The organism is Acinetobacter genomosp. 15BJ, from assembly GCF_000400715.1.
In the GTDB taxonomy this organism is placed as follows: Bacteria; Pseudomonadota; Gammaproteobacteria; order Pseudomonadales; family Moraxellaceae; genus Acinetobacter.
In genome coordinates this window covers 495,576-519,413 of record NZ_KE007345.1, presented here as the reverse complement: position 1 = coordinate 519,413, position 23,838 = coordinate 495,576, and the positions used below count along the sequence as shown (strand labels likewise).

Annotated in this window: 24 protein-coding genes; 11 read left to right on the top strand and 13 right to left on the bottom strand. The window is 43.1% G+C overall.

All coding sequences use genetic code 11. The annotated features are described in order from the left end of the window. Nucleotide 1 precedes the first annotated feature (1 nt). Nucleotides 2-808 (bottom strand): 2,5-didehydrogluconate reductase DkgB, encoded by an 807-nt coding sequence (gene dkgB, locus F896_RS16825; protein ID WP_016162508.1) that lies wholly within the window; start codon nt 806-808, stop codon nt 2-4. A gap of 138 nt (nt 809-946) precedes the next feature. Between dkgB and F896_RS16830 the strand changes: the two genes are divergently transcribed. Further along, entirely contained in the window at nt 947-1,849 is a 903-nt protein-coding gene (locus F896_RS16830) for a LysR family transcriptional regulator (RefSeq protein ID WP_016162507.1), read from the top strand. Here the strand turns inward: F896_RS16830 and F896_RS16835 are convergent. After that, nucleotides 1,797-2,207, bottom strand: a complete 411-nt coding sequence (locus F896_RS16835; RefSeq protein ID WP_016162506.1) for a hypothetical protein — start codon at nt 2,205-2,207, stop codon at nt 1,797-1,799. The two genes, F896_RS16830 and F896_RS16835, sit on opposite strands and share 53 nt — an antisense overlap. 90 nt (nt 2,208-2,297) lie before the next feature. Here F896_RS16835 and F896_RS16840 point away from each other — a divergent pair, with 90 nt between their 5' ends. Beyond that, nucleotides 2,298-3,713 (top strand): aminotransferase-like domain-containing protein, encoded by a 1,416-nt coding sequence (locus tag F896_RS16840; RefSeq protein WP_016162505.1) that lies wholly within the window; start codon nt 2,298-2,300, stop codon nt 3,711-3,713. On the opposite strand, the gene ahr is transcribed toward F896_RS16840, so the two are convergent. From ahr to F896_RS20305, 7 genes are all read right to left on the bottom strand, one after another. Next, on the bottom strand, nt 3,710-4,735 hold the full coding sequence (ahr, locus tag F896_RS16845; RefSeq protein ID WP_016162504.1) for an NADPH-dependent aldehyde reductase Ahr: 1,026 nt from the start codon (nt 4,733-4,735) through the stop codon (nt 3,710-3,712). The genes F896_RS16840 and ahr overlap by 4 nt on opposite strands. A 36-nt stretch (nt 4,736-4,771) precedes the next feature. Beyond that, complete coding sequence (locus F896_RS16850) at nt 4,772-5,326, bottom strand: DNA-3-methyladenine glycosylase I (RefSeq protein ID WP_016162503.1); 555 nt, start codon at nt 5,324-5,326, stop codon at nt 4,772-4,774. Nucleotides 5,327-5,362: 36 nt separating this feature from the next. Then, complete coding sequence (locus F896_RS16855; protein WP_016162502.1) at nt 5,363-5,608, bottom strand: hypothetical protein; 246 nt, start codon at nt 5,606-5,608, stop codon at nt 5,363-5,365. Between the two features lie 9 nt (nt 5,609-5,617). Then, nucleotides 5,618-6,115, bottom strand: a complete 498-nt coding sequence (locus F896_RS16860; RefSeq protein WP_277606262.1) for a M23 family metallopeptidase — start codon at nt 6,113-6,115, stop codon at nt 5,618-5,620. A gap of 76 nt (nt 6,116-6,191) precedes the next feature. After that, nucleotides 6,192-7,229 carry an A/G-specific adenine glycosylase gene (gene mutY, locus F896_RS16865; protein ID WP_016162500.1) on the bottom strand — a complete coding sequence of 346 codons (1,038 nt, stop codon included), beginning with the start codon at nt 7,227-7,229 and terminating at the stop codon, nt 6,192-6,194. Between the two features lie 377 nt (nt 7,230-7,606). After that, nucleotides 7,607-8,344 (bottom strand): dienelactone hydrolase family protein, encoded by a 738-nt coding sequence (locus F896_RS16870; RefSeq protein ID WP_016162499.1) that lies wholly within the window; start codon nt 8,342-8,344, stop codon nt 7,607-7,609. A gap of 165 nt (nt 8,345-8,509) precedes the next feature. Beyond that, the gene (locus tag F896_RS20305; RefSeq protein WP_016162498.1) at nt 8,510-8,668 is read right to left on the bottom strand and encodes a DUF1328 domain-containing protein; all 159 of its coding nucleotides are present in this window, start codon (nt 8,666-8,668) and stop codon (nt 8,510-8,512) included. A 187-nt stretch (nt 8,669-8,855) separates the two neighbouring features. Here F896_RS20305 and F896_RS16880 point away from each other — a divergent pair, with 187 nt between their 5' ends. From F896_RS16880 to F896_RS16910, 7 genes are all read left to right on the top strand, one after another. Beyond that, nucleotides 8,856-9,308 carry a YcgN family cysteine cluster protein gene (locus F896_RS16880; RefSeq protein WP_016162497.1) on the top strand — a complete coding sequence of 151 codons (453 nt, stop codon included), beginning with the start codon at nt 8,856-8,858 and terminating at the stop codon, nt 9,306-9,308. A 106-nt stretch (nt 9,309-9,414) separates the two neighbouring features. Further along, complete coding sequence (locus F896_RS16885; protein ID WP_016162496.1) at nt 9,415-10,578, top strand: PQQ-dependent sugar dehydrogenase; 1,164 nt, start codon at nt 9,415-9,417, stop codon at nt 10,576-10,578. A gap of 25 nt (nt 10,579-10,603) precedes the next feature. Then, complete coding sequence (gene ampC, locus F896_RS16890; protein WP_016162495.1) at nt 10,604-11,791, top strand: class C beta-lactamase; 1,188 nt, start codon at nt 10,604-10,606, stop codon at nt 11,789-11,791. Between the two features lie 82 nt (nt 11,792-11,873). Next, entirely contained in the window at nt 11,874-13,148 is a 1,275-nt protein-coding gene (locus F896_RS16895) for a replication-associated recombination protein A (RefSeq protein ID WP_032857357.1), read from the top strand. 104 nt (nt 13,149-13,252) lie between these two features. Further along, the gene (gene yddG, locus F896_RS16900; protein WP_016162494.1) at nt 13,253-14,137 is read left to right on the top strand and encodes an aromatic amino acid DMT transporter YddG; all 885 of its coding nucleotides are present in this window, start codon (nt 13,253-13,255) and stop codon (nt 14,135-14,137) included. A gap of 127 nt (nt 14,138-14,264) precedes the next feature. Continuing rightward, nucleotides 14,265-15,383 (top strand): acyltransferase family protein, encoded by a 1,119-nt coding sequence (locus F896_RS16905; RefSeq protein WP_016162493.1) that lies wholly within the window; start codon nt 14,265-14,267, stop codon nt 15,381-15,383. Between the two features lie 145 nt (nt 15,384-15,528). Continuing rightward, nucleotides 15,529-17,268: an amidohydrolase gene (locus F896_RS16910; protein ID WP_016162492.1), complete on the top strand. Its 1,740-nt coding sequence runs from the start codon at nt 15,529-15,531 to the stop codon at nt 17,266-17,268. 36 nt (nt 17,269-17,304) lie between these two features. On the opposite strand, the gene F896_RS16915 is transcribed toward F896_RS16910, so the two are convergent. The 4 genes from F896_RS16915 to dapA form a co-directional block, all read right to left on the bottom strand. Then, nucleotides 17,305-19,713, bottom strand: a complete 2,409-nt coding sequence (locus F896_RS16915; RefSeq protein ID WP_016162491.1) for a TonB-dependent receptor plug domain-containing protein — start codon at nt 19,711-19,713, stop codon at nt 17,305-17,307. 238 nt (nt 19,714-19,951) lie between these two features. Beyond that, nucleotides 19,952-20,671 (bottom strand): phosphoribosylaminoimidazolesuccinocarboxamide synthase, encoded by a 720-nt coding sequence (gene purC / locus F896_RS16920; RefSeq protein WP_005201682.1) that lies wholly within the window; start codon nt 20,669-20,671, stop codon nt 19,952-19,954. Nucleotides 20,672-20,706: 35 nt separating this feature from the next. Then, nucleotides 20,707-21,309 carry a hypothetical protein gene (locus F896_RS16925; protein WP_032882000.1) on the bottom strand — a complete coding sequence of 201 codons (603 nt, stop codon included), beginning with the start codon at nt 21,307-21,309 and terminating at the stop codon, nt 20,707-20,709. Nucleotides 21,310-21,324: 15 nt separating this feature from the next. Next, entirely contained in the window at nt 21,325-22,218 is an 894-nt protein-coding gene (gene dapA, locus F896_RS16930) for a 4-hydroxy-tetrahydrodipicolinate synthase (protein ID WP_005317184.1), read from the bottom strand. Nucleotides 22,219-22,510: 292 nt separating this feature from the next. On the opposite strand from dapA, the gene pncA reads away from it, so the two are divergent. Both pncA and F896_RS16940 read left to right on the top strand, forming a co-directional pair. Continuing rightward, nucleotides 22,511-23,143: a bifunctional nicotinamidase/pyrazinamidase gene (pncA, locus tag F896_RS16935; protein ID WP_032881998.1), complete on the top strand. Its 633-nt coding sequence runs from the start codon at nt 22,511-22,513 to the stop codon at nt 23,141-23,143. 91 nt (nt 23,144-23,234) lie between these two features. Next, nucleotides 23,235-23,699 (top strand): Lrp/AsnC family transcriptional regulator, encoded by a 465-nt coding sequence (locus F896_RS16940; protein WP_004803451.1) that lies wholly within the window; start codon nt 23,235-23,237, stop codon nt 23,697-23,699. The last annotated feature ends 139 nt before the right edge of the window (nt 23,700-23,838 follow it).

Here is a 23,838-nt window from a genome sequence, read left to right as displayed (position 1 = left end):
GTTATTTGTCCCATTCAGGCGCAAATGGTTCAGGACTCACTTCTCGACCATTACGTTCAAGTTGGGCGATCAACTGCATTTCCTCTGCACTTAAAGTTAAGTCTTGCGCTTTTAAGTTGCTGATCAGATTTTCACGTTTGGTTGATGATGGAATCACCGCAAAACCATTTTGTAAGGCCCAAGCCAAAGCGACTTGTGCTGTCGTTGCGTGATGCTGTGCAGCGATCTCAAGTAAGGTTGGGTCCTGCAATACTTTGCCATAAGCCAAAGTCATGTAAGAAGTCACATCAATATTTTGTTCACGTAAAAAATTGACCAAGGTGCGGTTCTGCAAATAAGGACTGAGTTCGATCTGGTTGGTGGCAATGTGTTCTACACCAATGCTATCAATCGCTTGTTGGGTCAAGGCGATATTAAAGTTTGAAATCCCGATTTGTTTAGTCAAACCCTGTTGTTTCGCCTCTAATAACAATTGCATCACGCTTGGGATGGATACACCGAGTTGTGGTGCCGGCCAATGAATTAAAGTGAGATCAACTGCATCGGTACGTAGTTTTTGCAGACTGTCTTTTAAGCTTGGAATGAATTTATCTTCAGCAAAATTGTCGACCCAGATTTTTGTGGTGAGGAACAGATCTTGGCGGGCTACACCACTTTCAGCAATGGCTTGACCCACTGCTGCTTCATTTTCATAAACTTGTGCGGTATCAATGGCACGATAACCCACTTCCAGAGCGGTTTTAACTGAGTCAATGACGGCTTGATCTTTAAGACGGAAAGTACCTAAACCGAATTGAGGGATACGCATATTTTTCACCTAATCTTTTTTCATGCTCTAAAGAGCTGTTTTGTGGATGGCTGTTATTTTGCGATGATTATTGTTGCTAAAAAATAGAGGAATTTGCAAAATACAGTTGACTAAATATCAATAATTGAGAGGGTGGCAATGAAGTCTACGGTAGAAGAACTGCTTGCTTTTATGACCATCGTCGATACAGGTTCATTTATTGCCGCTGCTGAACGACTGGGACAGACTGCATCTGGACTGAGTCGCTCGCTCAGCCGTTTAGAATCCAAGCTCGAAGTGACCTTACTAGAACGGACCACGCGAAAATTAAAGCTTACCCAAGAAGGCCAGCAGTTTCTGCAACATGCCCGTAAAATCCTGAGTGATTTGAATGCGGCCGAAGAAGCATTACAGAAATCAGATCAAGATACTTCAGGGGTGATTCGGATTGACTCCGCCACACCTTTTATTCTGCATGTGATTACGCCATTGGTACATAAGTTTCGGCAGTGTTATCCCAATATTGAAATCGAGTTGAATAGTAATGATTTGGTGATTGATCTACTCGAGCATAAAACCGATGTGGCGTTTCGTTTTGGTGAATTACATGATTCCAGCTTACACGCCAAATTGGTGTGTAAAAGTCGTATCTATATTGTTGCTAGTCCTGAATATCTAAAACGCAAGGGCACGCCTTTACAGCCGCAAGCATTGCTTGAACATGATGTCATTGGTTTTACCCGTCCAACCTATATCAATACTTGGCCGATTAAAATTGAGGGTGAATATTTTCAAGCACAGCCTAAAGTGAGAGCGTCAAGTGGTGAAACTGTTCGACAACTCTGTTTGCGTGGGCAGGGTATTGCTCGGCTGTCTGAATTTGAAATCTGGCAGGACATTCGAGAAGGACGTCTTGAGGCGCTGTTTGAAGATCAAATCGAATATTCTTATCAAAGCATCCATGCTGTTTATTATCAACAAGAGCACTTGCCGAAACGTGTCCGTTTATTTATTGAGTTTTTGACTGAGCAATTAAGTCAGGGCTTCTCGGTTTGCCAATAGCATCATTTTGAAGTTGTACATTCAGCACCGGAATTGATGGCCCTGTTTTTTGTATCACTGAAACAACAATATGTTGCTGTTGTAGCTTGCATTCAAGTTCGACCGTTGGTAGAAAGTTGCTTGAGAGCATCAGGCCATTTTCATTGGGCTTCTTATAGGTCATTTTGATGATACGAGTCTGTTCGGGTGCATCGCTTTTCTCCATTTTCCATAACTCATAGGTCGGTTGGTTTTGAATTTGCAGATAGCCCTGAGAAAGCGATTTACACACTTGTTGTTGCTGGTAGGTGGCTTGGTCAGTCAGATTGCAGCCTGTAAATAAAACGGTGCTTAATATAAATAAGATATTATTTTTCATGGTCTTATCCTTTGGCTGTTGATTTTTATAGCTTAAAGGTGTTGTATAAACCAATACAGATACAGAAATTTATAAAAAAGCAGTACAGATATGACTTTCCACTATCAGCGCTTGGCAGAACAATTGGCTCACAAGATTTATCAGCATGAGTTACAGCCCCAACAAAAGTTGAGTTCTTTAAGGGAATTTGCGCGTCAGCAAAGTATTAGTTTAAGTACGGCACAGCAATGTTATGAATTGCTGGAAGCAAAGGGGCTGATCTATGTAAAAGCCAAATCGGGCTATTTTGTCAATTCAAGACAATATCAAAGTGCAGTACCTGACAGTCCCAACTTTGAGTCCAAAGCCCGTCAGGTTTCAAATTTAGATCTGCAAAACCAAATTCAAACTGCCTCGATCCAGCATCATTTAACCCCTTTGGGGGCAATCCAACTGTCTCCGCATTTGATTCCTGTCGATGGATTACGTCGCTCTTTGCAACGTGCTTTGAAACATTGCCAGCCTGAAGATTTTTTATATTGTAATAAGCAGGGACATCAGCAACTTCGTAAAGCCTTATCTGATCATTGGCGTGAAGATGGTATCTATGTTGCGACCGATGATATTTTTATTACCAACGGCTGTATGCCTGCCTTATCGCTACTGATTCAACAGATCAGCAAAGAGGGTGATAGTATTTTAGTACCGACGCCGACTTTTAATGGTCAGTTGCAAATGTTGGCTAGCCTGAAACGCAAAATTATTGAGATTCCAGCCGATCATCGTGGCATTGATCTAGAGCGCTTAGAATTTTTTATGAAACAGGGTGATGCCAAACTGTGTTTACTCACCGCCAATTTTCAAAATCCTTTGGGCTATTGTCTTAGCAATGAACAAAAACAGCAGATTGCTCAACTGGCACAGAAATATCAATGTTTTATTTTGGAAGATGATATTTATGGCGAATGTAGCTTTCAAAAAGAACGACCTTTACCTATTCGCTATTGGGATCAGGAAGGCTATGTAATCTGGTGTGGTTCGGTATCCAAGTCATTATCAACCGCCTATCGCGTCGGTTGGTTTTGCTTAGGTCAACAGCTGCAATATTTAAGACCACAATTATTGGCCAACAATGTGGGGGTGAATACGCCTTTGCAACTCGGTTTAGCCGATTTTATTTACAGTCGTGGTTATCGAGAACATTTAGATCAGTTAAGGCCTAAACTGATGCAGCAGGTTGAACAGTATCGGGCTTATATTCTCGACGTGTTTCAGGGTATTCCAATTAGATTAAGCCAGTCACAAGGTGGCTATGCTTTATGGATGCAACTGCCAAATAGTATCACGGGTTTGGAATTGTATTATCTAGCACAAAGCAAAGGCATTAATATCGTACCCGGTGAGGTCTTCGGTGAAGACCGCCGTTATCAACACTTTTTGCGTTTAAATGCAGGTCATGCTTTAACAGCAGAAATCCGCCAAGCGATTCAACAGTTGGCGGATTGGGTACGGCAGAGTATGAATTAGTCGAAGTCTGCTTTGAGTACGATGCGATAACGTGCTTGGCCTGAATGCAGTCGTTCAATCGCTTCATTCAGCTGTGACATTGGAAATAATTCAACCTGTGGTGCGATATTTTTGCGCGCAGCGAATTGTAAAAGTTGGCGCAGGGCTAACGGTGAGCCCGTTGGTGATGAGGTGACAGATTTGGCACCACCCATGATGGCACCGACAGAAACAGGGATCGGTTCCAAAGTCACACCTAGGAAATGTAGACTACCTTTTGGGGCCAAAGTATTGAGATAGGCTTGCCAGTTTAGGGTGACATTGACCGTACTCAGTAATAAATCAAACTTGCCACGTTGTGCTTTGATGGCTTGCGCATCACGGCTATTGACCACGTGATCGGCACCCATGGCTTTGAGTTCCTCAGATTTATCTGGGTTAGAGCTGAAAGCCGTAATTTCACAGCCCCATGCTTTGAGTAACTTAATCGCGATATGGCCTAAACCACCAATACCAATCACACCAACATGATGTGTGGCTTGGATTTTGTGTTTCAGTAAAGGATCAAATACCGTGATGCCGCCACAGAGCAGTGGGCCAGCACTTTCAGGGTCTAAATCGTCTGGTAGGGGAATGACCCATTGCCAACCTGCACGGACTTTATCGGCAAAACCGCCTGCATGCCCAATAATGGTTGCTTTCTTTTCACCTGTACATAGGACTTGATTACCCCCAATACAAGGATCACAGGCTTGACAGGTTTCAGCAGTCCAGCCAATGCCAACACGTTGACCGACGCGTAGTCCTTTGGCTTCTGATCCTAGTGCAATGATAGTGCCAATGATTTCATGTCCAGCCACCGCAGGGTAAACCGATGATTGCCACTCATTATTAATCACAGATAGATCGGAGTGGCACAGACCACAATATTCAACTTTGACTTCAACTTGATGGGCTTGTAATTCTCCCGCATCAAATTGGTACGGCACCACTTGCTCACCTGCTTGCATTGCAGCATAAGCGCGAATTTGATTATTGCTCATTGGAACTCCCATTCAAGGAAAATCGATGATGATTTGTTATTTAAATTGGCAATCATTTTCGTGGTCATTGACCATACCAACCGCTTGCATAAAAGCGTAGCAGGTGGTCGGGCCCACAAATTTAAAGCCACGTTTTTTTAGGGTTTTGGATAGTTTTTGGCTAAGCTCAGTTTGTGCAGGTGCTTCGCGGTAATTCGCCACATCATTATTTTCAGTTTGATGTTCGACAAAACTCCATAACCAAGCAGGGACATCTTCGACTTCATCCTTAAGCTTGAGCCAAGCAATGGCATTGTCGCGGATGGCTTTGAGTTTGCCGATATGACGAATTAAACCTGCATCACTGAGTTTAAGTTCGAGTTGATCATCGGTGAGTGCTGCGACGTCTGCGATGGAATGTTGAAAGAAATGTGAGCGGTAGTGTTCGCGTTTTTTCAGTACCGTGATCCAAGAAAGTCCTGCTTGCTGTCCTTCCAGACAGAGCATTTCAAACAAGTGGGCCTCATCATGTTGCGGCTTGCCCCATTCCTGATCATGGTAGGCAATATAGAGGGGATCATCGGAGCACCAGCCACAGCGTTGAGTTGACATATTTGATGCTCCTTGTTGTTATTTGAACAGTATAATTTAAAGTTGGAATGCCACCCATTCATTTGGGCGAGTATCCCAATAATACAGTTCTGCGCTATTTAAATCAGTAAACTTAAGCCAAAAGTCTTTACCTGATTTATCGGCAAAGCCTGTACTAATCAACAAAGCATCTTCGGTAATTTCCATGATCCAACCTTGATAGCTGGTACCACCCATGACGATTTTTTGCTGATTTCCAGACTCTGCAAATTCAACCAGACGTTCAATCAATGCTTCTGACATTGTAGATTCCTAACGTAAATACGGGTATGGATTGACTGCACCACGCCCTTTGCCATTTAAATAAATTCCGTAGTGTAAATGCGGAGAGGTATAACGAGCATTGCCGGTATTTCCCACATAACCGATCAGATCACCTTTACGCACATAGTCGCCAACATTGAGGCCGCGCTTATGACCATCCAGATGCGCATAATAATGCCAAGAGCCTGCTGGCCCAATAATCCAGATGACTTTGCCGCCTAAATTATTATTACGTAAATCAGCAACTAAGCCTTCGGTCGCACTATACACTTTCGTACCACGCTCTGCCATGATATCGATACCTTCATGGCTACGACCTTGACTACGTGCCGCACCCCAAGTATCGCGTAATTCGTTTCGACTCACGCCTTTAACTGGGACTGGCAGGCGACTGTCTAAACGCATCATTTTGAGTTTATTTACCTGCGCGTTGGGCAAGGGCGTTGGTTTTGGGGGGGCAGTGGTACATGCTGAAAGTAGAACCATCAACACGCCAACAACGGTATAGGAAATCGAATGACGCACATAAACTCCTTGCGTTTGATATACAGCGTTTGCGGCGTTAAGCCTTTTGTTTGGCTGTAATCAATTTTTTCATGGCTGTTGGAATGCCTTTGGCAATCGCATTTTCTGGGCTTAGCCATATGCCATTTAATTCGATACTCAACTGTTCTTTTTGATCGTGTTCCACGTGGAACAGTTTTTCATGCAGTAACCAAGTGAAGTGAGTAAAGCTATGGCTAATCTGCAATGATGATACTTGAGCTTTTAGTTTGAAGTGTTGTTCAATCTGTTGTAATTCGGTTGCTTGTTCAATGATTGGAAGGCAATACAATCCTCCCCATAGGCCATGTGCCTCACGTTGTTGCCACAGCCATTCATCTCCAGATTGGATCAGGAGTACATTGGCTGTTTTGACAGGAACGGGTTTCTTGGCTTTTTTGAAAGGAAGTTCCTGTTCCATGCCTTGTTGATAGGCTTGGCAGTGTTGCTGCATTGGACAGTATAAGCATAGCGGCTTTTTCGGGGTACACACGGTTGCCCCTAAATCCATGATCGCCTGGGTGTAATCATGATTGCGTGTTTCTGGGCAGAGATCTTCCGCAATTTGCCAGAGTGCCCGTTCATGTTGTGGCTTGGATAGATCATCTTCGATGGCGAGGAAACGAGCCAATACACGTTTCACGTTACCATCCATAATTACGCCATATTGACGTAAGCCAAGTGACATGAGCGCACCAGCGGTGGAGCGGCCAATGCCTGGTAGGTCAATCCATTGTTCTAGTGTTTCTGGAAATTTCCCTTGGTGACTGACAATGCCTGCTGCTTTATGTAGATTGCGTGCACGGGCATAGTAGCCGAGACCTGCCCAATAAGGCGCGACATCATCCCAACTGGCTCTTCCTAGGGTTTCTACGGTCGGGAAGCGTTCAATAAAACGGTCGAAATATTGCAGTACTGTTTTGACTTGCGTCTGTTGCAGCATGATTTCTGAGACCCAGACTTTGTAGGGATCATCGACCACTTGCCATGGTAGGTCGTGACGACCGTGTTGGTCGAACCATGTAAGTAGTGCATCAGAAAATGAGAAATCAGACATGAATCAGAACAGTAAAAAGCAGAGGCGTAGTATAGCGGAAATAGGTTTTTTTAGGCGTTAAAATTCGATTGGAACATAAACGAGGCACAGGTTGTCAAAGACATGGTTTGAAATTCGATGAGCATTTGGTAAGACTCCGTTAAGTTTGCACTGCCCCATTTTTTGAAAGTTTATATATTTACGTGCAGGCGATGCCTTACTTTTGGCGGGGTAAAAGTAACCAAAGCATTTGTTGAACTGACATTAGGTCCATGTAATGCTGTTCAACGGGCGACATCCATGTCGCCTTGCACGAGTAGAAATTTTCTAGGATTTAAACAAACGATATATTCTCTCAATTCCGTATAGATGGGGTTTTTAGAGATCGTCTTTTCAAATCACTTTAAATGTTTATCTAACAGCTCATACATCGCTTCAAGACTTTGATGTTCTGCTTCCGCGTTATAGCCTAAGTCAACATTGTTGGCCTTGGCACGCTCATCTGCAAGAGGGTTACTAAAACCATGCTTGGCATCTTCAAAAATAATCACCTCATGATCAACAGCAGCATCGTGCATTTCCTGACGGAAGCTGGCCACATTATCCAAGGTCACCATGCTATCGAGTTCACCATGCAGGACTAAAATCTCGGCTTTAACTTTGCCTTTTTCAGCAGGGGCTTTCGGACTTAATATCGCATGGAACGTGGCAACGGCTTTGATATCAGCACCTGAACGCGCCAAATCTAGTACCACTTTACCGCCATAGCAGAAACCAACCGCTGCCAATTTGTCGGCATTGACTTCAGTTTGAGCCGCTAAAGTATTTAAGCCTGCTTGAGCACGGTCAACAATGGTATCCGCATGCTCAAAAGTTTGATTCATCCATTCAGAGGCTTGTGGCACACTGGTTGTAACTTTTTTATCACCATACATATCAATGGCGAGAGCGGCAAAACCATGTTCTGCAAGTTCACGGGCACGTTGCTCGGTATAAGCATTGCGACCCCACCATTCAGGCGCCACAATCACGCCAGCAACGGGCATATCAAGTGCAGGAGCAGCAAAATAACCAATTAGGCGTTGACCATCCGGAGCGGTATATTCAATTTCACGTGTGTTAATCGGGAAGCTCATTGTTTAATCCTGATCTGTATTTTTAGAATGCATTGATTAAAGCATAAAAAAGTAAAATGAGTGATATAGCAAAATGAGAAATGCAGTGTCTATCATGACTTTCAGTAATAAAAAAAGAAGAATCAAAGATTCTTCTTTTTATGTTTTCGCGATGTGAGTATTGAACTAAACTTTGCCTCTTGATAAGAAGCCGACGATCGCCAAAATTGCGGCAACTACCAGTAAAATCACAGCAAAGTCTTTGGATAACCCTGCTACTCCACCGAAACCTAATAAGCTGGCGATTAATGCAATGACTGCAAAAATAATGGCCCAACGAAACATGTTGTGTCCTCCTATTTTTTCATTATTTTTTTACTATAACGCGGCTTTTTTGCACAAAATGTGGTGTTTATGTGGTTTAAATGTTTAATACTTAAAGAAGTGTTAAATCAATTAAAAGAGATTGAAGCCAGCAAAGCAAAGATGAATGCTATAATAGAAAGCTCATTTTTAGTATTGAAACCTCTGTATGTCCGTCGAACTGCGTCCCAACTTTTGGAAACACTATCCGCTTGATCAGCTCAGCAACGCGGAGTGGGAAGCATTGTGTGATGGTTGTGGTTTATGTTGTTTGGTCAAGTTAGAAGACGAAGAAACAGCCGAGGTTGCGTATACCAAAGTGGCATGTAAATTACTGGACTGTAACACCGCGCGTTGTTCCGATTATCCTAACCGACAGCAGCAAGTGCCTGATTGTATCCAACTTACTCCTGAGCGGCTCAGCACGATTTCTTGGTTGCCACCGAGTTGTGCCTACCGTCGATTAAGTGAAGGTAAGAATTTACCTTCTTGGCATTACCTCAATACAGGTTCACGTCAAAGTGTGATCAAGGCAAAGAAGTCCGCTGCAGGGCGTTGTATTTCAGAAACTGAAATCGATGAAGAACAAATTGAAGATTATATTGTGCGTTGGATACGTTAATCGCGTCTAGTAAATCAATAAGACATGATGATCATAAAAACAACACTTTTACAGTATTTTTATTAGCGATGTCCCCTAAGATGAAGGATAAACAGGGAGATAAGCAATGAATAAACTGTGGATGACACCTTGGCTATATAGCGGCATTTTATTGCTGGCTGCATGTGGTGCCAATGAAAGCAACTCCAAAACGCCAGAACAGACGACAGCACAACAGGCGTCAAGCCAGCGCATTGCACAAAAGTATCGGATTGAGACCGTCGCTGAATTTGATGAGCCATGGGCGATTGCAAGTTTGCCAGACCAACGGTTGTTGATTACTGAGCGCAAAGGGCAATTAAAATTATTTGATCCCCAAACCAAGAGCAGTATCAATGTTGCTGGTGTTCCAACTGTTAGCTATGGTGGGCAAGGTGGTTTAGGTGATGTGATTTTGCATCCTGATTTTCAGCAGAATCACGAAATATATTTGAGTTATGCCCGCAAAGGTCAGGGGGGGTATGGTGCGGAGATTGCACATGCGAAACTGGATTTATCTGATCCTAAGCAACCCAAGCTCACGGATTTAAAAACCATCTGGCAACAAGTGCCAAAAGTGTCAGGGCAAGGTCATTATGGTCATCGCATGCAGTTTGGCCCAGATGGCAAACTGTGGGTCAGTTCGGGTGAACGTCAGAAGTTTGATCCGGCACAGGATTTAAAAAGTAATCTCGGTAAGATTCTGCGTTTAAATGCAGATGGAACGGCTGTAGCAGACAATCCGTTTTATCAGCAAAGTGGTGTAACTGCGGAGATTTGGTCATTGGGCCATCGTAATCCACTGGGAATGGCCTTCGATGAACAGGGGCAACTGTGGGTAGTTGAAATGGGACCCAAAGGTGGCGATGAATTAAACCGTATTGTGAGAGGGGAAAACTATGGCTATCCAACGGTTTCGAATGGTGACCATTATTCAGGTTTGCCTATTCCTGATCATCATACCCGTCCAGAATTTAAAGCCCCTGAGATCGATTGGACACCTGTGATCTCACCGTCTAGCTTGATCATTTATTCAGGTCAGCAGTTTCCTTTGTGGCAACACAAAGCATTGATTGGAGGGTTGTCTTCTAAAGCAATTGTAGTGGTTGATTTAGCTGCTAAGCCTGTCCAAGAAGTTCAACGACTTGAGATGAAACAACGAATTCGCGGCCTACATCAAGCGCAAGATGGTTCGATCTGGGTGATCGAAGATGGACTGAAAGCCAAACTACTTAAACTTCATGCTAATTAAATTTTAACTTCAAGTGATGCACACAATGAATCAGCCGAAAGCCTTTTCTATGACTTTAAAAAAACTATTTTTATTTACAGGACTATTGTCCTGCGGTTCGGCGCTTTGGGCTGGAAATTTGACCGAGCAACAAGTTCAAACGATTGTTGACCAGCAATTTAAGCCTTTATTAGCACAATATAAAATTCCAGGTATGGCCGTTGCTGTGACCTTGAATGGTCAACATTACTTTGTGAATTATGGGCTTGCCTCTAAGCAAAACCAACAAACGGTAAGCAGCAATACTTTATTTGAACTTGGCTCTGTCAGTAAGACCTTTAATGCGACTTTAGCCGGTTATGCACAGGCACAAGGACAACTATCTTTGTCGGATCATCCTGCCAAATATTTTCCTGAACTGAAAAATACTGCGGTCAATCGTGCCACATTATTAAATCTCGGAACTTATAGCGCAGGTGGCTTTCCGTTGCAATTCCCTGATGAGGTAGTGCAGCAACAGGAGATGGTGAAATATTTTCAGACTTGGCAGGCAAAAACCAAAGTCGGTGCTGCGCGCCAATATTCCAATCCAAGTATTGGTTTGATGGGCTATGTCACGGCCTTGGCAATGAAAAAACCGTATAGCGAACTGATTGAAAAAACCTTGCTGCCGCAATTGGGAATGACACAAAGTTTTATTCGAGTACCTGAGCAGCACATGCCGCAATATGCATGGGGATACAAAGCGGATCAAGCCATGCGTGTTTCACCAGGTATGTTTGATGCAGAAGCTTATGGTCTGAAAAGTAGCAGTGCGGATATGCTGAAATTCCTCGATGCGCAAATCAATCCGCAGCAGTTCAAACAACCACTTCGCCAAGCGATTGAAAATACTCATGTGGGCTATTTTAAAGTGGGTGCAATGACCCAAGGTTTGGGCTGGGAACAGTATGCTTATCCAGTATCACTTGAAACACTTTTACAGGGTAACTCGAGCAAAATGGCTTTAGAAAGTCATGCAATCACAGCGATTAAACAACCGAAGCTTGCCACACCCGCGACCTATTTTAATAAAACAGGCTCAAGTAATGGTTTTGGTGCTTATGCCGCCTTTATTCCGCAGCAAAAAATTGGAATTGTCATGTTAGCCAATACCAATTTTCCCAATGAAGAGCGGATCAAAGCCAGCTATCGGGTGATACAACAGTTGGTTCAGAGCAACAGCGCGCAATAGAATGTCGCGTGAGTGCAGATTCAAATTGTAGATTTGAGCCAGACACAATAGACTAGGGTAAAAGATCATAAAGCCAGTGATGATGTCAGATACGCATATTCCTTTACCTGAACGTTTACGCCCTCGTGACTTGTCCGAAATTATTGGACAAGATCATTTGCTGGGTGAAAATGCCCCTTTACGTCAGATGATTGATCAAGGGCATTTGCCTTCGATCATCTTCTGGGGGCCTCCAGGGGTAGGGAAAACCACGATTGCATTGTTATTGGCGCAGGCTGTGGATCGTCCTTTTATCAGCCTTTCTGCACTCAATACAGGCGTGAAAGAACTCCGTGAGGTGATTGCGGAAAGTGGGGACTTGTTGACCCCTGTGGTGTTTATTGACGAGATTCATCGCTTCAATAAATCGCAGCAAGACGCCTTACTCAATGCAGTTGAGAAAGGCAAAATCACCTTGATCGGGGCGACTACAGAGAATCCTTCCTTTGAAGTGAATAGTGCCTTGCTGTCTCGCTGTCAGGTGTATACCCTGAATAATCTGAGTGCTGAGGCGATTCAAACTCTACTGAATAAAGCCATTCAAACGGATAAGTTTTTAAAAGAACGTTTTATCCAGATTGAAGAATATGATGCGCTGATTCAGTTTGCGGCAGGTGATGCACGTAAGGCACTCAATCTGATTGATTTGATTGCCAGTACCTTTGAGCCTGACATTGAGAATATCGTAACCAATGCCATCGTCGTTAAAGTCGCGCAGCAAAATATTGCGCGTTACGACAAATCGGGTGAGCAGCATTACGATCTGGTTTCGGCATTTATCAAATCGATTCGCGGCAGTGATCCAGATGCGACCCTGTACTGGATGGCACGCATGCTGAAAGGTGGTGAAGATCCAGTTTTTATTGCACGTCGTATGCTGATTGCCGCATCGGAAGATATAGGCAATTCCAATCCAAATGCCTTGTTGCTGGCGGGAGAGTGTTTCCGTTCAGTCCAAGCGGTAGGAATGCCTGAAGCGCGTATTATTCTAGGGCAATGTGCTGTGTATCTGGCTACCAGCCCGAAAAGTAATAGTACCTATCTCGCGATTAACAAAGCCTTGGAGCTGGCAGAAAAAACCGCAAACCTGCCTGTGCCTTTGCACTTACGCAATGCGCCAACCAAGTTGATGAAGCAGCAAGGTTATGGCGTGGATTATCTGTATCCGCACAACTATCCTGAACACTTCGTGTTACAAGACTATTTGCCTCCAGAATTACGCGGTACCAAACTGTATGAGCGAGCCTTAAATAAACGTGAAGTCGAAGGCGAACGTTTGCAGCAGCGTCGTTGGCAACAGGAACAACAGCAGCAGTAATCAAAACTCGGTGAATTCACCGATCATTTTAAAATTGTCCAAAGCAAGATTCTGAATCGCATCGATAGATTCTGCTTTGGCCTCAATATTCTATTTGTATAAAAATGAACGCAAAAAAAGCAACACTAATTGGATTGGTCGCGATCTTGCTCTGGAGTTTGATTGTTGCCTTGATTAAGGATGTCAGTAGTCATTTTGGCGCAGTGGGTGGTGCAGCACTAATTTATACACTGGCCTCAATTTTTCTGTTTTTCTCGGTCGGTTGGACCAGCCTCAAAAGCTTTCCCAAAACCTATTTAATCTGGGGCAGTATTCTATTTGTTGCCTATGAAATTTGTTTATCGCTTTCGATTGGCTATAGCAGTAATAATCGACAGGCGATTGAGGTGGGGATGGTCAATTATTTATGGCCGACCTTTACCATGGTCGCTGCCATTGTTTTTAATCAGCAAAAAGCCAATTTTTTGATTATTCCTGGCTTTATCATTTCAATATTGGGGATCTGTTGGGTACTCGGTGGAGAGCAGGGCTTAGATTTGTCAGGGATGTTACATAACATCCAGAATAATCCATTCAGTTATGGGCTTGCCTTTATCGGAACATTGCTGTGGGCAGCGTACTGCACGCTCACAGCAAGAATTGCGCAGGGAACCAATGGCATCACCTTATTTTTTATCCTCGTCTCGGTGGTGCTTTGGATTAAATATGCATTGATGGGTGGTGGTCGCTTTGATTTTGATTGGTCCTCTTCAATTTCATTGTTTTTTGCGGCAGCAGCGATGGGCTTTGGTTATGCCGCTTGGAATGTTGGGATTTTGCATGGCAATGTGACGTTATTGGCAGGGGCATCCTATTTTATTCCAGTTTTATCTGCCTTTTTCTCGGCAATTCTACTCAGTACGCCATTAGGCCTTTCTTTCTGGTATGGCGCATTTATGGTGTGTTTAGGCTCGATTCTATGCTGGCTAGCAACGCAGAAAAAACACTAAAACATTGTCTGGTTTAGCTTGTTGTTGCTGATGCGCTGAACAGTCACTGTATTTTTGTAAGTGACCTCTAGACACTATAGATAAAAGGTCGCATCATCCCGCTTATCAAGGATGATCAAGCTCCACCATGACCACAAACAAAATTAATGCTGCGGAAAGTATCCGAGGCTTGGCATGTCTCGCCGTTGTGTTGTCACATTTATCACTGACCTTTTTTCCGCAACTGCATAATTTTGATGTCAGTGCTGTACCACGATATGACTTTTTTGCGCAGTTACATCACTCGCCCTTGGCCTTCTTTTATTCAGGTACAGGTGCAGTTTTTGTGTTCTTTGTTTTAAGTGGCTTTGTACTGACATTATCCAGTTTTAAAAAGCACAATACCGCAACGCAATTGAAAAATTCCTTGGTCAAACGTTACCCACGCTTGGCGATTCCAGCCTTTGTCTCTTGTATCATCGCGTATCTGGTGTGTTTTGTGCCTGTGGATGTGTCGCATGTTTCCGAGTGGGGAGCAGCACTTGCCAACCCACATCCGCAACTGGGCACCGCCTTATATGAAGGCAGTATCGGTGCATTCTTATTTGGTGATTCCAGCTATAACTGGGTGCTGTGGACCATGCAAATTGAGTTGCTTGGGTCACTGGTGATTTATCTGGCCTGTTATTTCTATGGCAAGCTGCCGATTCTATGCGGTCTATTTCTCATCATCAGTATTGTGACAGCGTATATGATCTCGCAAACCGTGTTGTTGGGTCTTCTCAGCTTTGTTTTAGGGATGGGGCTGTTTCTCTATGCCGCAGAACTGAGTACAGCAGTTTCAGTACTGCTATTTTTGTTGGGATTGTATTTTTGTGGTGCACATAACAGTAGCTCAAGCTATCAGCTTTTTAGCCAGTTCCTCGGTGAACAAACATATGACTACCTCAATTTTATTGGTGGCTTTTGTATTGTTTATGCAGTACTCAAAGGCAAATGGCTAGCACAGTTTTTTGATCGGTCTGTTTTGGTATTTTTAGGCAAAATCTCATTTTCAATTTATTTAATTCATCTTGCTGTACTTTATGCTTTGGGCATTCCATTGTTTAATCTTTTATATGTACAAGGCAGCTTGTCCTATCTCAATGCGGGATTACTCGCAAGTTTACTGATCGTGTTGCTGAGCATTATTTTGGCACAACCTTATAGCCGTTATGTCGATGATCTTGCGATTAAAGTCTCCAATAAACTGGCCAAAATGTTTTAACCACTGAGCTGTGTGGCACTTAGGTAACGCTGCTGCACAGTCAAAAATTGACCAAACATTACAAAAATAATCAGTGAATGCTTTCTATTACAAGCGGAATCAGCTTTAATCAAAAAAGACATAATAAAAATATGGATTTTAATTCATGAACCGTACTTATCTCAAACAGTGCATCTTATTCACTTCTATTTCACTGGCTGTTGCGGGCTGTGCAACTACAGCAATGCCTGTAGCATCGACAGAACAGCTGTTTTATGGCGGCTCGATTCTCACCATGTCGGGCAATACCCCTGAATATGCAGAAGCCCTGTTGGTCAAGGATGGAAAAATTCGTTTTGTGGGCTCAAAGCAGCAGGCTGAACGCTTAGCGGATAAAAGAGTTCAAGCTATTGATCTAAAAAATAAAACCTTATTGCCCAGTTTTATTGATGCGCATAGCCATGTGAATATGGTCGGTTTCCATCAAATGGTCGCCAATCTCTACCCAATGCCTGATGGTCAGGTCTCAGATATCAATTCTTTGGTGAATGTGCTGAATAGTTGGAAAGTTCAAAATCCATCCGTGATTAAAACCATGGGAGGTTGGATTTTGGGTAATGGCTATGATGATGCACAACTGAATGAGCAGCGTCATCCGACGGCAACAGATTTAGATCGGGTGTCTCTAGACCAACCCGTGATGATTTTACATCAATCTGGGCATTTAGCATCGGTTAATCATAAAGCACTTGAATTACTGAAGATCAATCAAAATACCCCGAATCCAGCGGGTGGCGTGATTCGCCGTGAAGCCAACTCAAATGTCCCAAATGGTGTGTTAGAAGAATCTGCTTTATTTACTGCAATTGGCTCAATTTTTAAAGATGTACCCCCTGCGGTGATGTTCCAAATTGCAGAAAAAGGCATTGATGCCTATGTAAAAAATGGTTTTACCACGGTACAAGAAGGGCGGGCCGATCAGGGGACCACTGAAATGTGGCATGCCTTAGCCAAGCAGAATCGACTGCCGATCGATGTTGTTTCGTATCCTGATATCACCACCAGTCAAGACTATATGCTCAAGCAAGGCAGTAGCCATCAGTATGATCATCATTTTCGGATTGGTGGGGTCAAAATTAGCTTGGATGGCTCACCTCAGGGGAAAACTGCTTGGCTGACACAACCATATTTGGTACCACCGGAAGGCAAAGATAAGACTTACAAGGGCTATCCAGCGATCAGTAATGATCAACAGGTCAAGGACTATATCAATTTGGCCTTTAAACAAGGCTGGCAAGTATTGGCGCATGCCAATGGTGACGCAGCCATTGATCAATTTATTGGGGCAGTGAAAGATGCCACAGCAAAACAAGGGCTGGCAGATCGTCGTAGTGTATTGATTCATTCGCAAACCATCCGTGATGATCAACTGGATCAGCTTAAGGCCTTAGATATTATTCCATCGTTCTTCTCGCTACATACCTTTTATTGGGGCGATTGGCATCGTCAGCAAACACTAGGCGAAACCCGAGCTGCCCATATTTCGCCAACTGCAACCGCTTTAAAAAAGCATCTGATCTTTACCGAACATCATGATGCACCTGTAGTACCACCGAGCAGTATGATGATGCTCGATGCGACCGTAAATCGAGTGACACGTACGGATTATATTTTGGGCCCTGATGAAAGAGTTAGCCCTTATCTGGCATTAAAGTCGATGACAGACTGGGCTGCTTATCAGTACTTTGAGGACCAGACCAAGGGTACTTTAAGCCAAGGTAAATTGGCTGATTTGGTCATTTTGAATCAGAACCCGCTGACGGTACCCAGTCGTGAGATAAAAAACATTAAAGTGCTGGCAACCTATAAAGAAGGCAAACTGATTTATCAGAACACGCAGAATTAAAGTGAAAACCGAGCCAGAAGGCTCGGTTTTTGATTACTACCAACGATAATTGATCTTGCCGTAATAGAACGCACCATTAAAGCCAAAAGGCGAGAACTGACTATAAGGCAAGCTGCCACCTGTGGGTTGGTTGATATCGTAGACATCTTTATCAGGATATACATCGGTAATATTGTCGCCACCGACAGTGAAGTTCCAGTTTTGATATTGGTAAGACAACGCTAAATCGAGTAACCATTTGGCTGAGAATTTTTGGTCTTTGGCTTCGCCAGAATTACTAAAGGTTTTAAAACTGCCATAACGTGTGACGTTGGTATTCACAGTGAAGTTTCCAAGCTTATAGTCATTCGCTAAACTGAATTTATGTTCAGGGGTACTGCCAGCCAATAAACCGTATTGCTCTCGACGATCCAAACGCATGAGGTTAATGCCCAGCGCATCTAAGATGGCTGGATTTCCATCCACGTGGGTCACTTTATTTTTATTGTAGTTGTAGGCCAGTGAGGTATTTAGTTCGCCATAAGGCAATGCAGTCCATTTATAGGTCGCAACTAAGTCAACACCGCGCGTGCGGGTATCGCTGGCATTGTTGAAATACCGAATCGTGTTGAAGTTGGTGTCGGTGATCCCTTTTGAATTCAGGTATTGGCGAACGGTCGCACTGCTGGCATTGATATTGGACGACAGACTAATCCGATTATCAATGTCGACTTGATAAGCATCCAAAGTCACATATAACTGATCTGTAGGCGTCAAGACCAAACCCACGCTATAGTTTTTTGATTTCTCTGGTCTGAGTTGTTCCGCACCAAGCAGTTGAGCAACGTATGACGTGGTTGGGAAGGTTCCTGCTTCAGCAAATTGACCATTGATCAGCTGTGAAGAGGTTTGGGTAAAATATTGTTGAGCAAGACTTGGGGCACGGAAACCCGTAGAGGCGCTACCACGTACGGCAATCGCTGGGTGAATCGCATAACGCAAAGACAATGACGCATTATCGGTGTGACCAAAATCATTGTAATATTCATGGCGATAGGCCGTAGATGCAGACAGTTTGTCAGTTAAATTGGCCTCTAAGTCCAGATAAGCTGCATAACTATCGCGTGACCATTCACCAGCATCGGCAGAGCGAAAGCCTGCTAATCCAGAAGAGCCACTTTTATAATAGGAAGCGGGATCTCCTGCTTGGATTTGATACTTCTGATTCAAATATTGCGTACCAAAAGCAATATTCAGTGGGCTGGCGAGTGCTGCAAGATTAACCTCTCGAGAAAGATCAAAATTCACCACCGTTTGTGCATTTTTCAGTGTGCCATTTTGGAATCCGAAAGGCGTGACGGTGGTGTCTTTATAGAGATCGACATTAATTGTTTTGGTATCAACATCATAGCGATTTAAACCATAATTCACCGAAGCATCATAATGCCATGCAGACCAATCACCTTTGATGCCTGCAACCGCAGCAAAATCATCGAGTTGGCCCTGAATGATCGGTAGATAGCCATTGGGAAACAGGGCAGGAATATTATTGGAGGCATTACTTAAACGATAGAATCCAGCAGTTTCTGCATTACGGTGGCTATAGGTCGCAAAAGAATACAGCTCAGCTTGATCACTGAGGTCATAACCTAAATTCAAGGCTGCTTTTACCTCATCGGAATCTGGATCCCCAAAACGGAAAGTACGCTGTCCATAGGTATTGGATTTGGGATCACGCAGGTCAGGGCCAGCACGATTGGTGGCTTGGCTATCCTGCCATTCCCCTGAAAAGATCGCATAACCATAATTATTCAGTTTGGTGCCACCTGAAACAAACGATTGTTTTTGCTCACCATCTCCTTTGTTATAAATCCCGTATTTAATCCCTGCTTCGCCATGTGTAGGGTTGGATTTCAAAATAATATTAATCACCCCAGCAATCGCATCGGAGCCATAGCGAGCCGATGCGCCTTCACGGAGTACTTCGATACGGCTAATCGCTGAGATTGGAATCGCATTTAAATCGGTTGGGGCAGAACCACGACCAATGGTTCCGCCAAGGTTAATAAAGGCACCGGTGTGGCGACGTTTGCCATTGACCAAAACCAGTACCTGATCAGGTGCTAGTCCTTTCAGTTGAGCAGGACGAACCAGTTCAGTTCCATCCACCACGGTTGGACGTGGAAAATTAATTGAAGGAATAATTCGAGATAGCGCTGTGCCGAGTTCATTGGAGCCCGTGCGTTCGGTCAGCTCTTTGGCACTAATCACATCAATCGGCTGTAAGGATTCCGTTTGTGAGCGATTGTTGGTACGGGTTCCAGTGACCACAATGGTTGCGAGTGTTTTGACTTGTTCGGGCTCTATGGGATTGTTTTCAGCTGCATGAACATTGCTATACAGGGCAAGCAGAATCAGGCTACTACTTAGACTTAAAGGAAAAGTTTTTACAAGGGGAGCATTCATTTTGATCTTCTAACTCAAGTTCTGTAAACATTTGTGAACATGGTAGGAGCATCAAAAAAAATTCAAAAACAATATAAAAACATAAGGTTAGAACAAAACTCGCAAAGCTATATCTATAGATTTTAAGTTGATGATTTATATGGTATTGATATTTAAAATGAAGTTACTCATTTTTGGGTTGGCAATAAAAAACCAGCCCGATTGAGCTGGTTTTTTAGAAACAAAAGTTTAGTCAGACTTAGATGTCATCTAAGTTAATACCTAAACGAGAAGCAACTTCTTCATAAGCTTCAACCACACCACCTAAACCTTGGCGGAAACGGTCTTTATCCAGTTTTTTCTTGGTATCTTTGTCCCATAAACGGCAACCGTCCGGAGAGAATTCATCACCCAATACGATGCGGTCGTGGAATACGCCGAATTCAAGTTTGAAATCAACCAGAATCATATTACCTGCGTCAAATAATGCTTTAAGCACATCATTCACTTGGTAAGTCAATTCTTTCATTTTTTCAAGCTGTTCTGCAGTCGCCCAACCTAAAGCAATTGCTTGAGATTCATTCACCATAGGATCGCCAAGCGCATCATCTTTGAAGAATAATTCAAATGTTGGAGGCGTCAATTCTTTGCCTTCTTCAACGCCTAAACGACGGCAAAGAGAACCAGCCGCATAGTTACGAATCACACATTCAACTGGGATCATCTGAAGTTTTTTAACCAATACTTCAGTTGGAGAAAGCAATTTTTCAAAATGCGTTTCGATACCCGCAGCAGCTAATTTGTCCATGATAAAGGCGTTAAAACGGTTGTTGACCTTGCCCTTACGATCGAGTTGCTCGATTTTTTCGCCATTGAATGCCGAAGCATCATCACGAAAGACCAAAATCAGGTGATCAGCGTTATCTGTCTCGTATACAGATTTAGCTTTACCAGTATAGAGCAAGGTTTGTTTTAACATGGAGGAACCTTTTGAAAAAAATGCCTAGTAAACGACTAGGCTGGCCAATTTTGGTAAATCTGGGCTAACACTTCAGTTGCAACTGCTGGTTCTGCAAAAGTCGTGTCGAGTTTGAAGAGGGCAATGGTATTGCTTGAGCCAACCGCAGAAAGCTTTAACAGGTAGTTTTGTTCACCGACCCTAATCGTTGCTTCGTAGCCATGATCTGCTTGAGAGATGACTTTGTAGTTGAGGCTGCTCACGGTTGCAAAGGCATATTGCCAAGCAGTTGCTGTTGGACCTTCCACTTTCAGTAATGGGTTTTTATTCCCATCCATCACCAATTGTGGACGGCCTAATGTCGTTGCAGCCGCTTCAGTGCTATTGCTTGCAGTTTTCATTGACTCTGGACGAGGCAATGCATAACGGTTGCCAGTCTTGCTCTCAAATGTTGGCGCATGTTGAATCGCAAGTGGATCAACCGTCGGTGCTGGATACAATGGCGTGAATGGTCTTACCGTTGCATTCTCAGGGAACTTGAGTGGTTCAAGCGCTTGCGCTTTTTTATAATCTAAAGAATGATTATTGAGGGCAAAACGACCACAACCAGCCAAACTTAAAGCTGAAATGACTAGGACAACACCAAGACGTAATTGCATCATAAATTGCTCGTATTAAATAATGCCCGCAGTTTTTAAATCTGTGCGGAGCGGTTCACGATATTGTTCTGCGAGAGCGGTTAACGGCAGGCGTAGACCTGTACTAATGTATCCCATCTCATGCAACGCCCATTTCACAGGAATTGGGTTTGATTCGCAAAACAAAATATTGTGTAGATTTGCAATTTGTTGATTCAAACTTTGTGCTTTGGCTTGATCGCCAGCTAAAGCTGCTTCACAAACTTCGCTCATTTGTTTTGGTGCAACATTGGCGGTAACCGAGATATTGCCTTTCGCGCCAAGTAAAATCAGTTCCCAAGCGGTTTCATCATCGCCTGAGTAAACTGCGATTTTATCATTTAGGCCTTCGATGAGGGCTTGACCACGAGGTACATCACCTGTTGCATCTTTAATCCCAACAATGTTTTTAACATCAGCTAAACGAATGACAGTTTCATTTTGCATATCAACGCCAGTACGACCTGGAACATTATAAAGAATTTGTGGAATATCAACTGCTTCAGCAATTGCTTTATAGTGTTGATATAAGCCTTCTTGTGTGGGTTTATTATAATATGGCGTCACGAGCAATGCCGCATCTGCACCGAGTTCTTTGGCTGCTTTGGTTAATTCGATGGCTTCGCGTGTTGAGTTTGCACCTGTACCCGCGATAATTGGAATGCGTTTATTGGCTACACGAATCACTTCTTTGATGACTTGTGTGTGTTCTTCCATGCTTAATGTAGACGCTTCGCCCGTTGTGCCAACAGCAACAATACTATGTGTACCTTGTTGGATGTGCCACTCAACGAGCTTCTCAAGACTCTTCCAATCTACGCGACCATCTTCAAACATAGGGGTGACGAGTGCGACAATTGAGCCTTGAATATTCTGTGCTAGCTGAGTCATTTTAAAAAACTATCCTATTTTCCCATCCGAGATTGAATTAGTTGAAACGAAATATTGGATGGTTGCAGTATTTTGATTCGTCGTTCAATAATGAATTCGATTGAATGACAATTATGCAAATTATGACTGATCGGCGGCATAAGAACAATATGCTTTAGTCAAACAGCCGAAAACTTTAATTCATCTTTTACTTGAATGATTTTCATCTTATGAAAAAGTTTAGGGCTGGTTGGCTAGTCAGAAACGGAGAGGCAGCGTATTGTACAAGGAGCAATCTAGGTTGAATAATGAGATGCAAAACGATTCAAAACACAGCGCATTAATTGTTGTCGATGTGCAAAATGGATTTACCCCAGGTGGAAACTTGGCAGTCACAGGTGCCGATCAGATTATCCCTGTGATTAATCAATTGGCGCATCAGTTTGAAACGGTGGTGCTGACGCAAGACTGGCATCCTGATCAACATATTTCTTTTGCTGACAATCATGCGCATAAAGTGCCTTTTGAAACGATAGAGTTACCTTATGGCACACAGGTGTTATGGCCAAAGCATTGCGTACAGGGGACACAGGATGCCGAATTTCACCCTGATTTAAATATTCCAACGGCACAATTGATTATTCGTAAAGGCTTTCACGTTAATATTGATAGTTATTCCGCCTTCATGGAAGCGGATCGTAAAACACCGACGGGATTAAAGGGTTATCTTCAAGAACACCAAATTAATACAGTCTATATTGTGGGCATTGCTACTGATTTTTGTGTGGCATGGACAGCCTTGGATGCTGCACAGATGGGTTTTAAAACCTATGTGATTGAGGATGCTTGTAAAGCGATTGATCTGAATGATTCATTGCACAGTGCATGGCAAAGTATGTTAGAACATGGCATTCAGCGGATTCAGTCTGCTGCAATTTTGGCATAAGCTTGAGCTGTTTGATCTAAAGGCGTTACACTTCTCAGGCTGGTGCATCAGCATCCGTTAAATTATGCCTTAAACCTTAGCTGAGCGTTTTATGACCGTCGAACTTGATGATTTTGATCAAAAAATTATCCATCATTTGCAAATGAATGGACGCTTGGCCAATCAGGAATTGGCTGAATTAGTCGGTTTGTCGACCTCGCAATGTTCACGTCGTCGGGTTCAGCTTGAGCAGAAGAAAATTATCACGGGTTATTATGCCCAAATCGCATTGAGTGCAGATCCTGCGCCGATCATGGGCATTATTGAAGTGAAATTGCAGAACTATAGTGATGCAACGCATGATCGTTTTGTAGAGTTCCTCATGCATGAGCCTGCCGTGAAGGATATCCATAAATTAACAGGCAGTTATGACTTTGCCCTTAAAGTCGCAGTTAAGAACCTTGATGAGATGGTCAAACTCATTGGAATTTTGTCTTCAAAGAACTTTGGTGTCAGTAATCTGAACACTTCAATTGTGTTGGAAAAATTAAAAGAAAACGGGATTGCGATTAAATAAAAAAATGGATTTCATCGTCACTTGATCTGAGACGAATTCATAACAAGGCTGATCGAAGCACATAGATTATTCGAAATGGATTATTTTGAATATAAATTGCATTTATGGCAAAAATATAAGAATAAATTGCGAAATTTTA

Bases quoted from the DNA above. Each gene is read 5' to 3' on its own strand.
- dkgB (WP_016162508.1), bottom strand. From the start codon at position 808: ATGCGTATCCCTCAATTCGGTTTAGGTACTTTCCGTCTTAAAGATCAA.
- F896_RS16830 (WP_016162507.1), top strand. From the start codon at position 947: ATGAAGTCTACGGTAGAAGAACTGCTTGCTTTTATGACCATCGTCGAT.
- F896_RS16835 (WP_016162506.1), bottom strand. From the start codon at position 2,207: ATGAAAAATAATATCTTATTTATATTAAGCACCGTTTTATTTACAGGC.
- F896_RS16840 (WP_016162505.1), top strand. From the start codon at position 2,298: ATGACTTTCCACTATCAGCGCTTGGCAGAACAATTGGCTCACAAGATT.
- ahr (WP_016162504.1), bottom strand. From the start codon at position 4,735: ATGAGCAATAATCAAATTCGCGCTTATGCTGCAATGCAAGCAGGTGAG.
- F896_RS16850 (WP_016162503.1), bottom strand. From the start codon at position 5,326: ATGTCAACTCAACGCTGTGGCTGGTGCTCCGATGATCCCCTCTATATT.
- F896_RS16855 (WP_016162502.1), bottom strand. From the start codon at position 5,608: ATGTCAGAAGCATTGATTGAACGTCTGGTTGAATTTGCAGAGTCTGGA.
- F896_RS16860 (WP_277606262.1), bottom strand. From the start codon at position 6,115: ATGGTTCTACTTTCAGCATGTACCACTGCCCCCCCAAAACCAACGCCC.
- mutY (WP_016162500.1), bottom strand. From the start codon at position 7,229: ATGTCTGATTTCTCATTTTCTGATGCACTACTTACATGGTTCGACCAA.
- F896_RS16870 (WP_016162499.1), bottom strand. From the start codon at position 8,344: ATGAGCTTCCCGATTAACACACGTGAAATTGAATATACCGCTCCGGAT.
- F896_RS20305 (WP_016162498.1), bottom strand. From the start codon at position 8,668: ATGTTTCGTTGGGCCATTATTTTTGCAGTCATTGCATTAATCGCCAGC.
- F896_RS16880 (WP_016162497.1), top strand. From the start codon at position 8,856: ATGTCCGTCGAACTGCGTCCCAACTTTTGGAAACACTATCCGCTTGAT.
- F896_RS16885 (WP_016162496.1), top strand. From the start codon at position 9,415: ATGAATAAACTGTGGATGACACCTTGGCTATATAGCGGCATTTTATTG.
- ampC (WP_016162495.1), top strand. From the start codon at position 10,604: ATGAATCAGCCGAAAGCCTTTTCTATGACTTTAAAAAAACTATTTTTA.
- F896_RS16895 (WP_032857357.1), top strand. From the start codon at position 11,874: ATGTCAGATACGCATATTCCTTTACCTGAACGTTTACGCCCTCGTGAC.
- yddG (WP_016162494.1), top strand. From the start codon at position 13,253: ATGAACGCAAAAAAAGCAACACTAATTGGATTGGTCGCGATCTTGCTC.
- F896_RS16905 (WP_016162493.1), top strand. From the start codon at position 14,265: ATGACCACAAACAAAATTAATGCTGCGGAAAGTATCCGAGGCTTGGCA.
- F896_RS16910 (WP_016162492.1), top strand. From the start codon at position 15,529: ATGAACCGTACTTATCTCAAACAGTGCATCTTATTCACTTCTATTTCA.
- F896_RS16915 (WP_016162491.1), bottom strand. From the start codon at position 19,713: ATGAATGCTCCCCTTGTAAAAACTTTTCCTTTAAGTCTAAGTAGTAGC.
- purC (WP_005201682.1), bottom strand. From the start codon at position 20,671: ATGTTAAAACAAACCTTGCTCTATACTGGTAAAGCTAAATCTGTATAC.
- F896_RS16925 (WP_032882000.1), bottom strand. From the start codon at position 21,309: ATGCAATTACGTCTTGGTGTTGTCCTAGTCATTTCAGCTTTAAGTTTG.
- dapA (WP_005317184.1), bottom strand. From the start codon at position 22,218: ATGACTCAGCTAGCACAGAATATTCAAGGCTCAATTGTCGCACTCGTC.
- pncA (WP_032881998.1), top strand. From the start codon at position 22,511: ATGCAAAACGATTCAAAACACAGCGCATTAATTGTTGTCGATGTGCAA.
- F896_RS16940 (WP_004803451.1), top strand. From the start codon at position 23,235: ATGACCGTCGAACTTGATGATTTTGATCAAAAAATTATCCATCATTTG.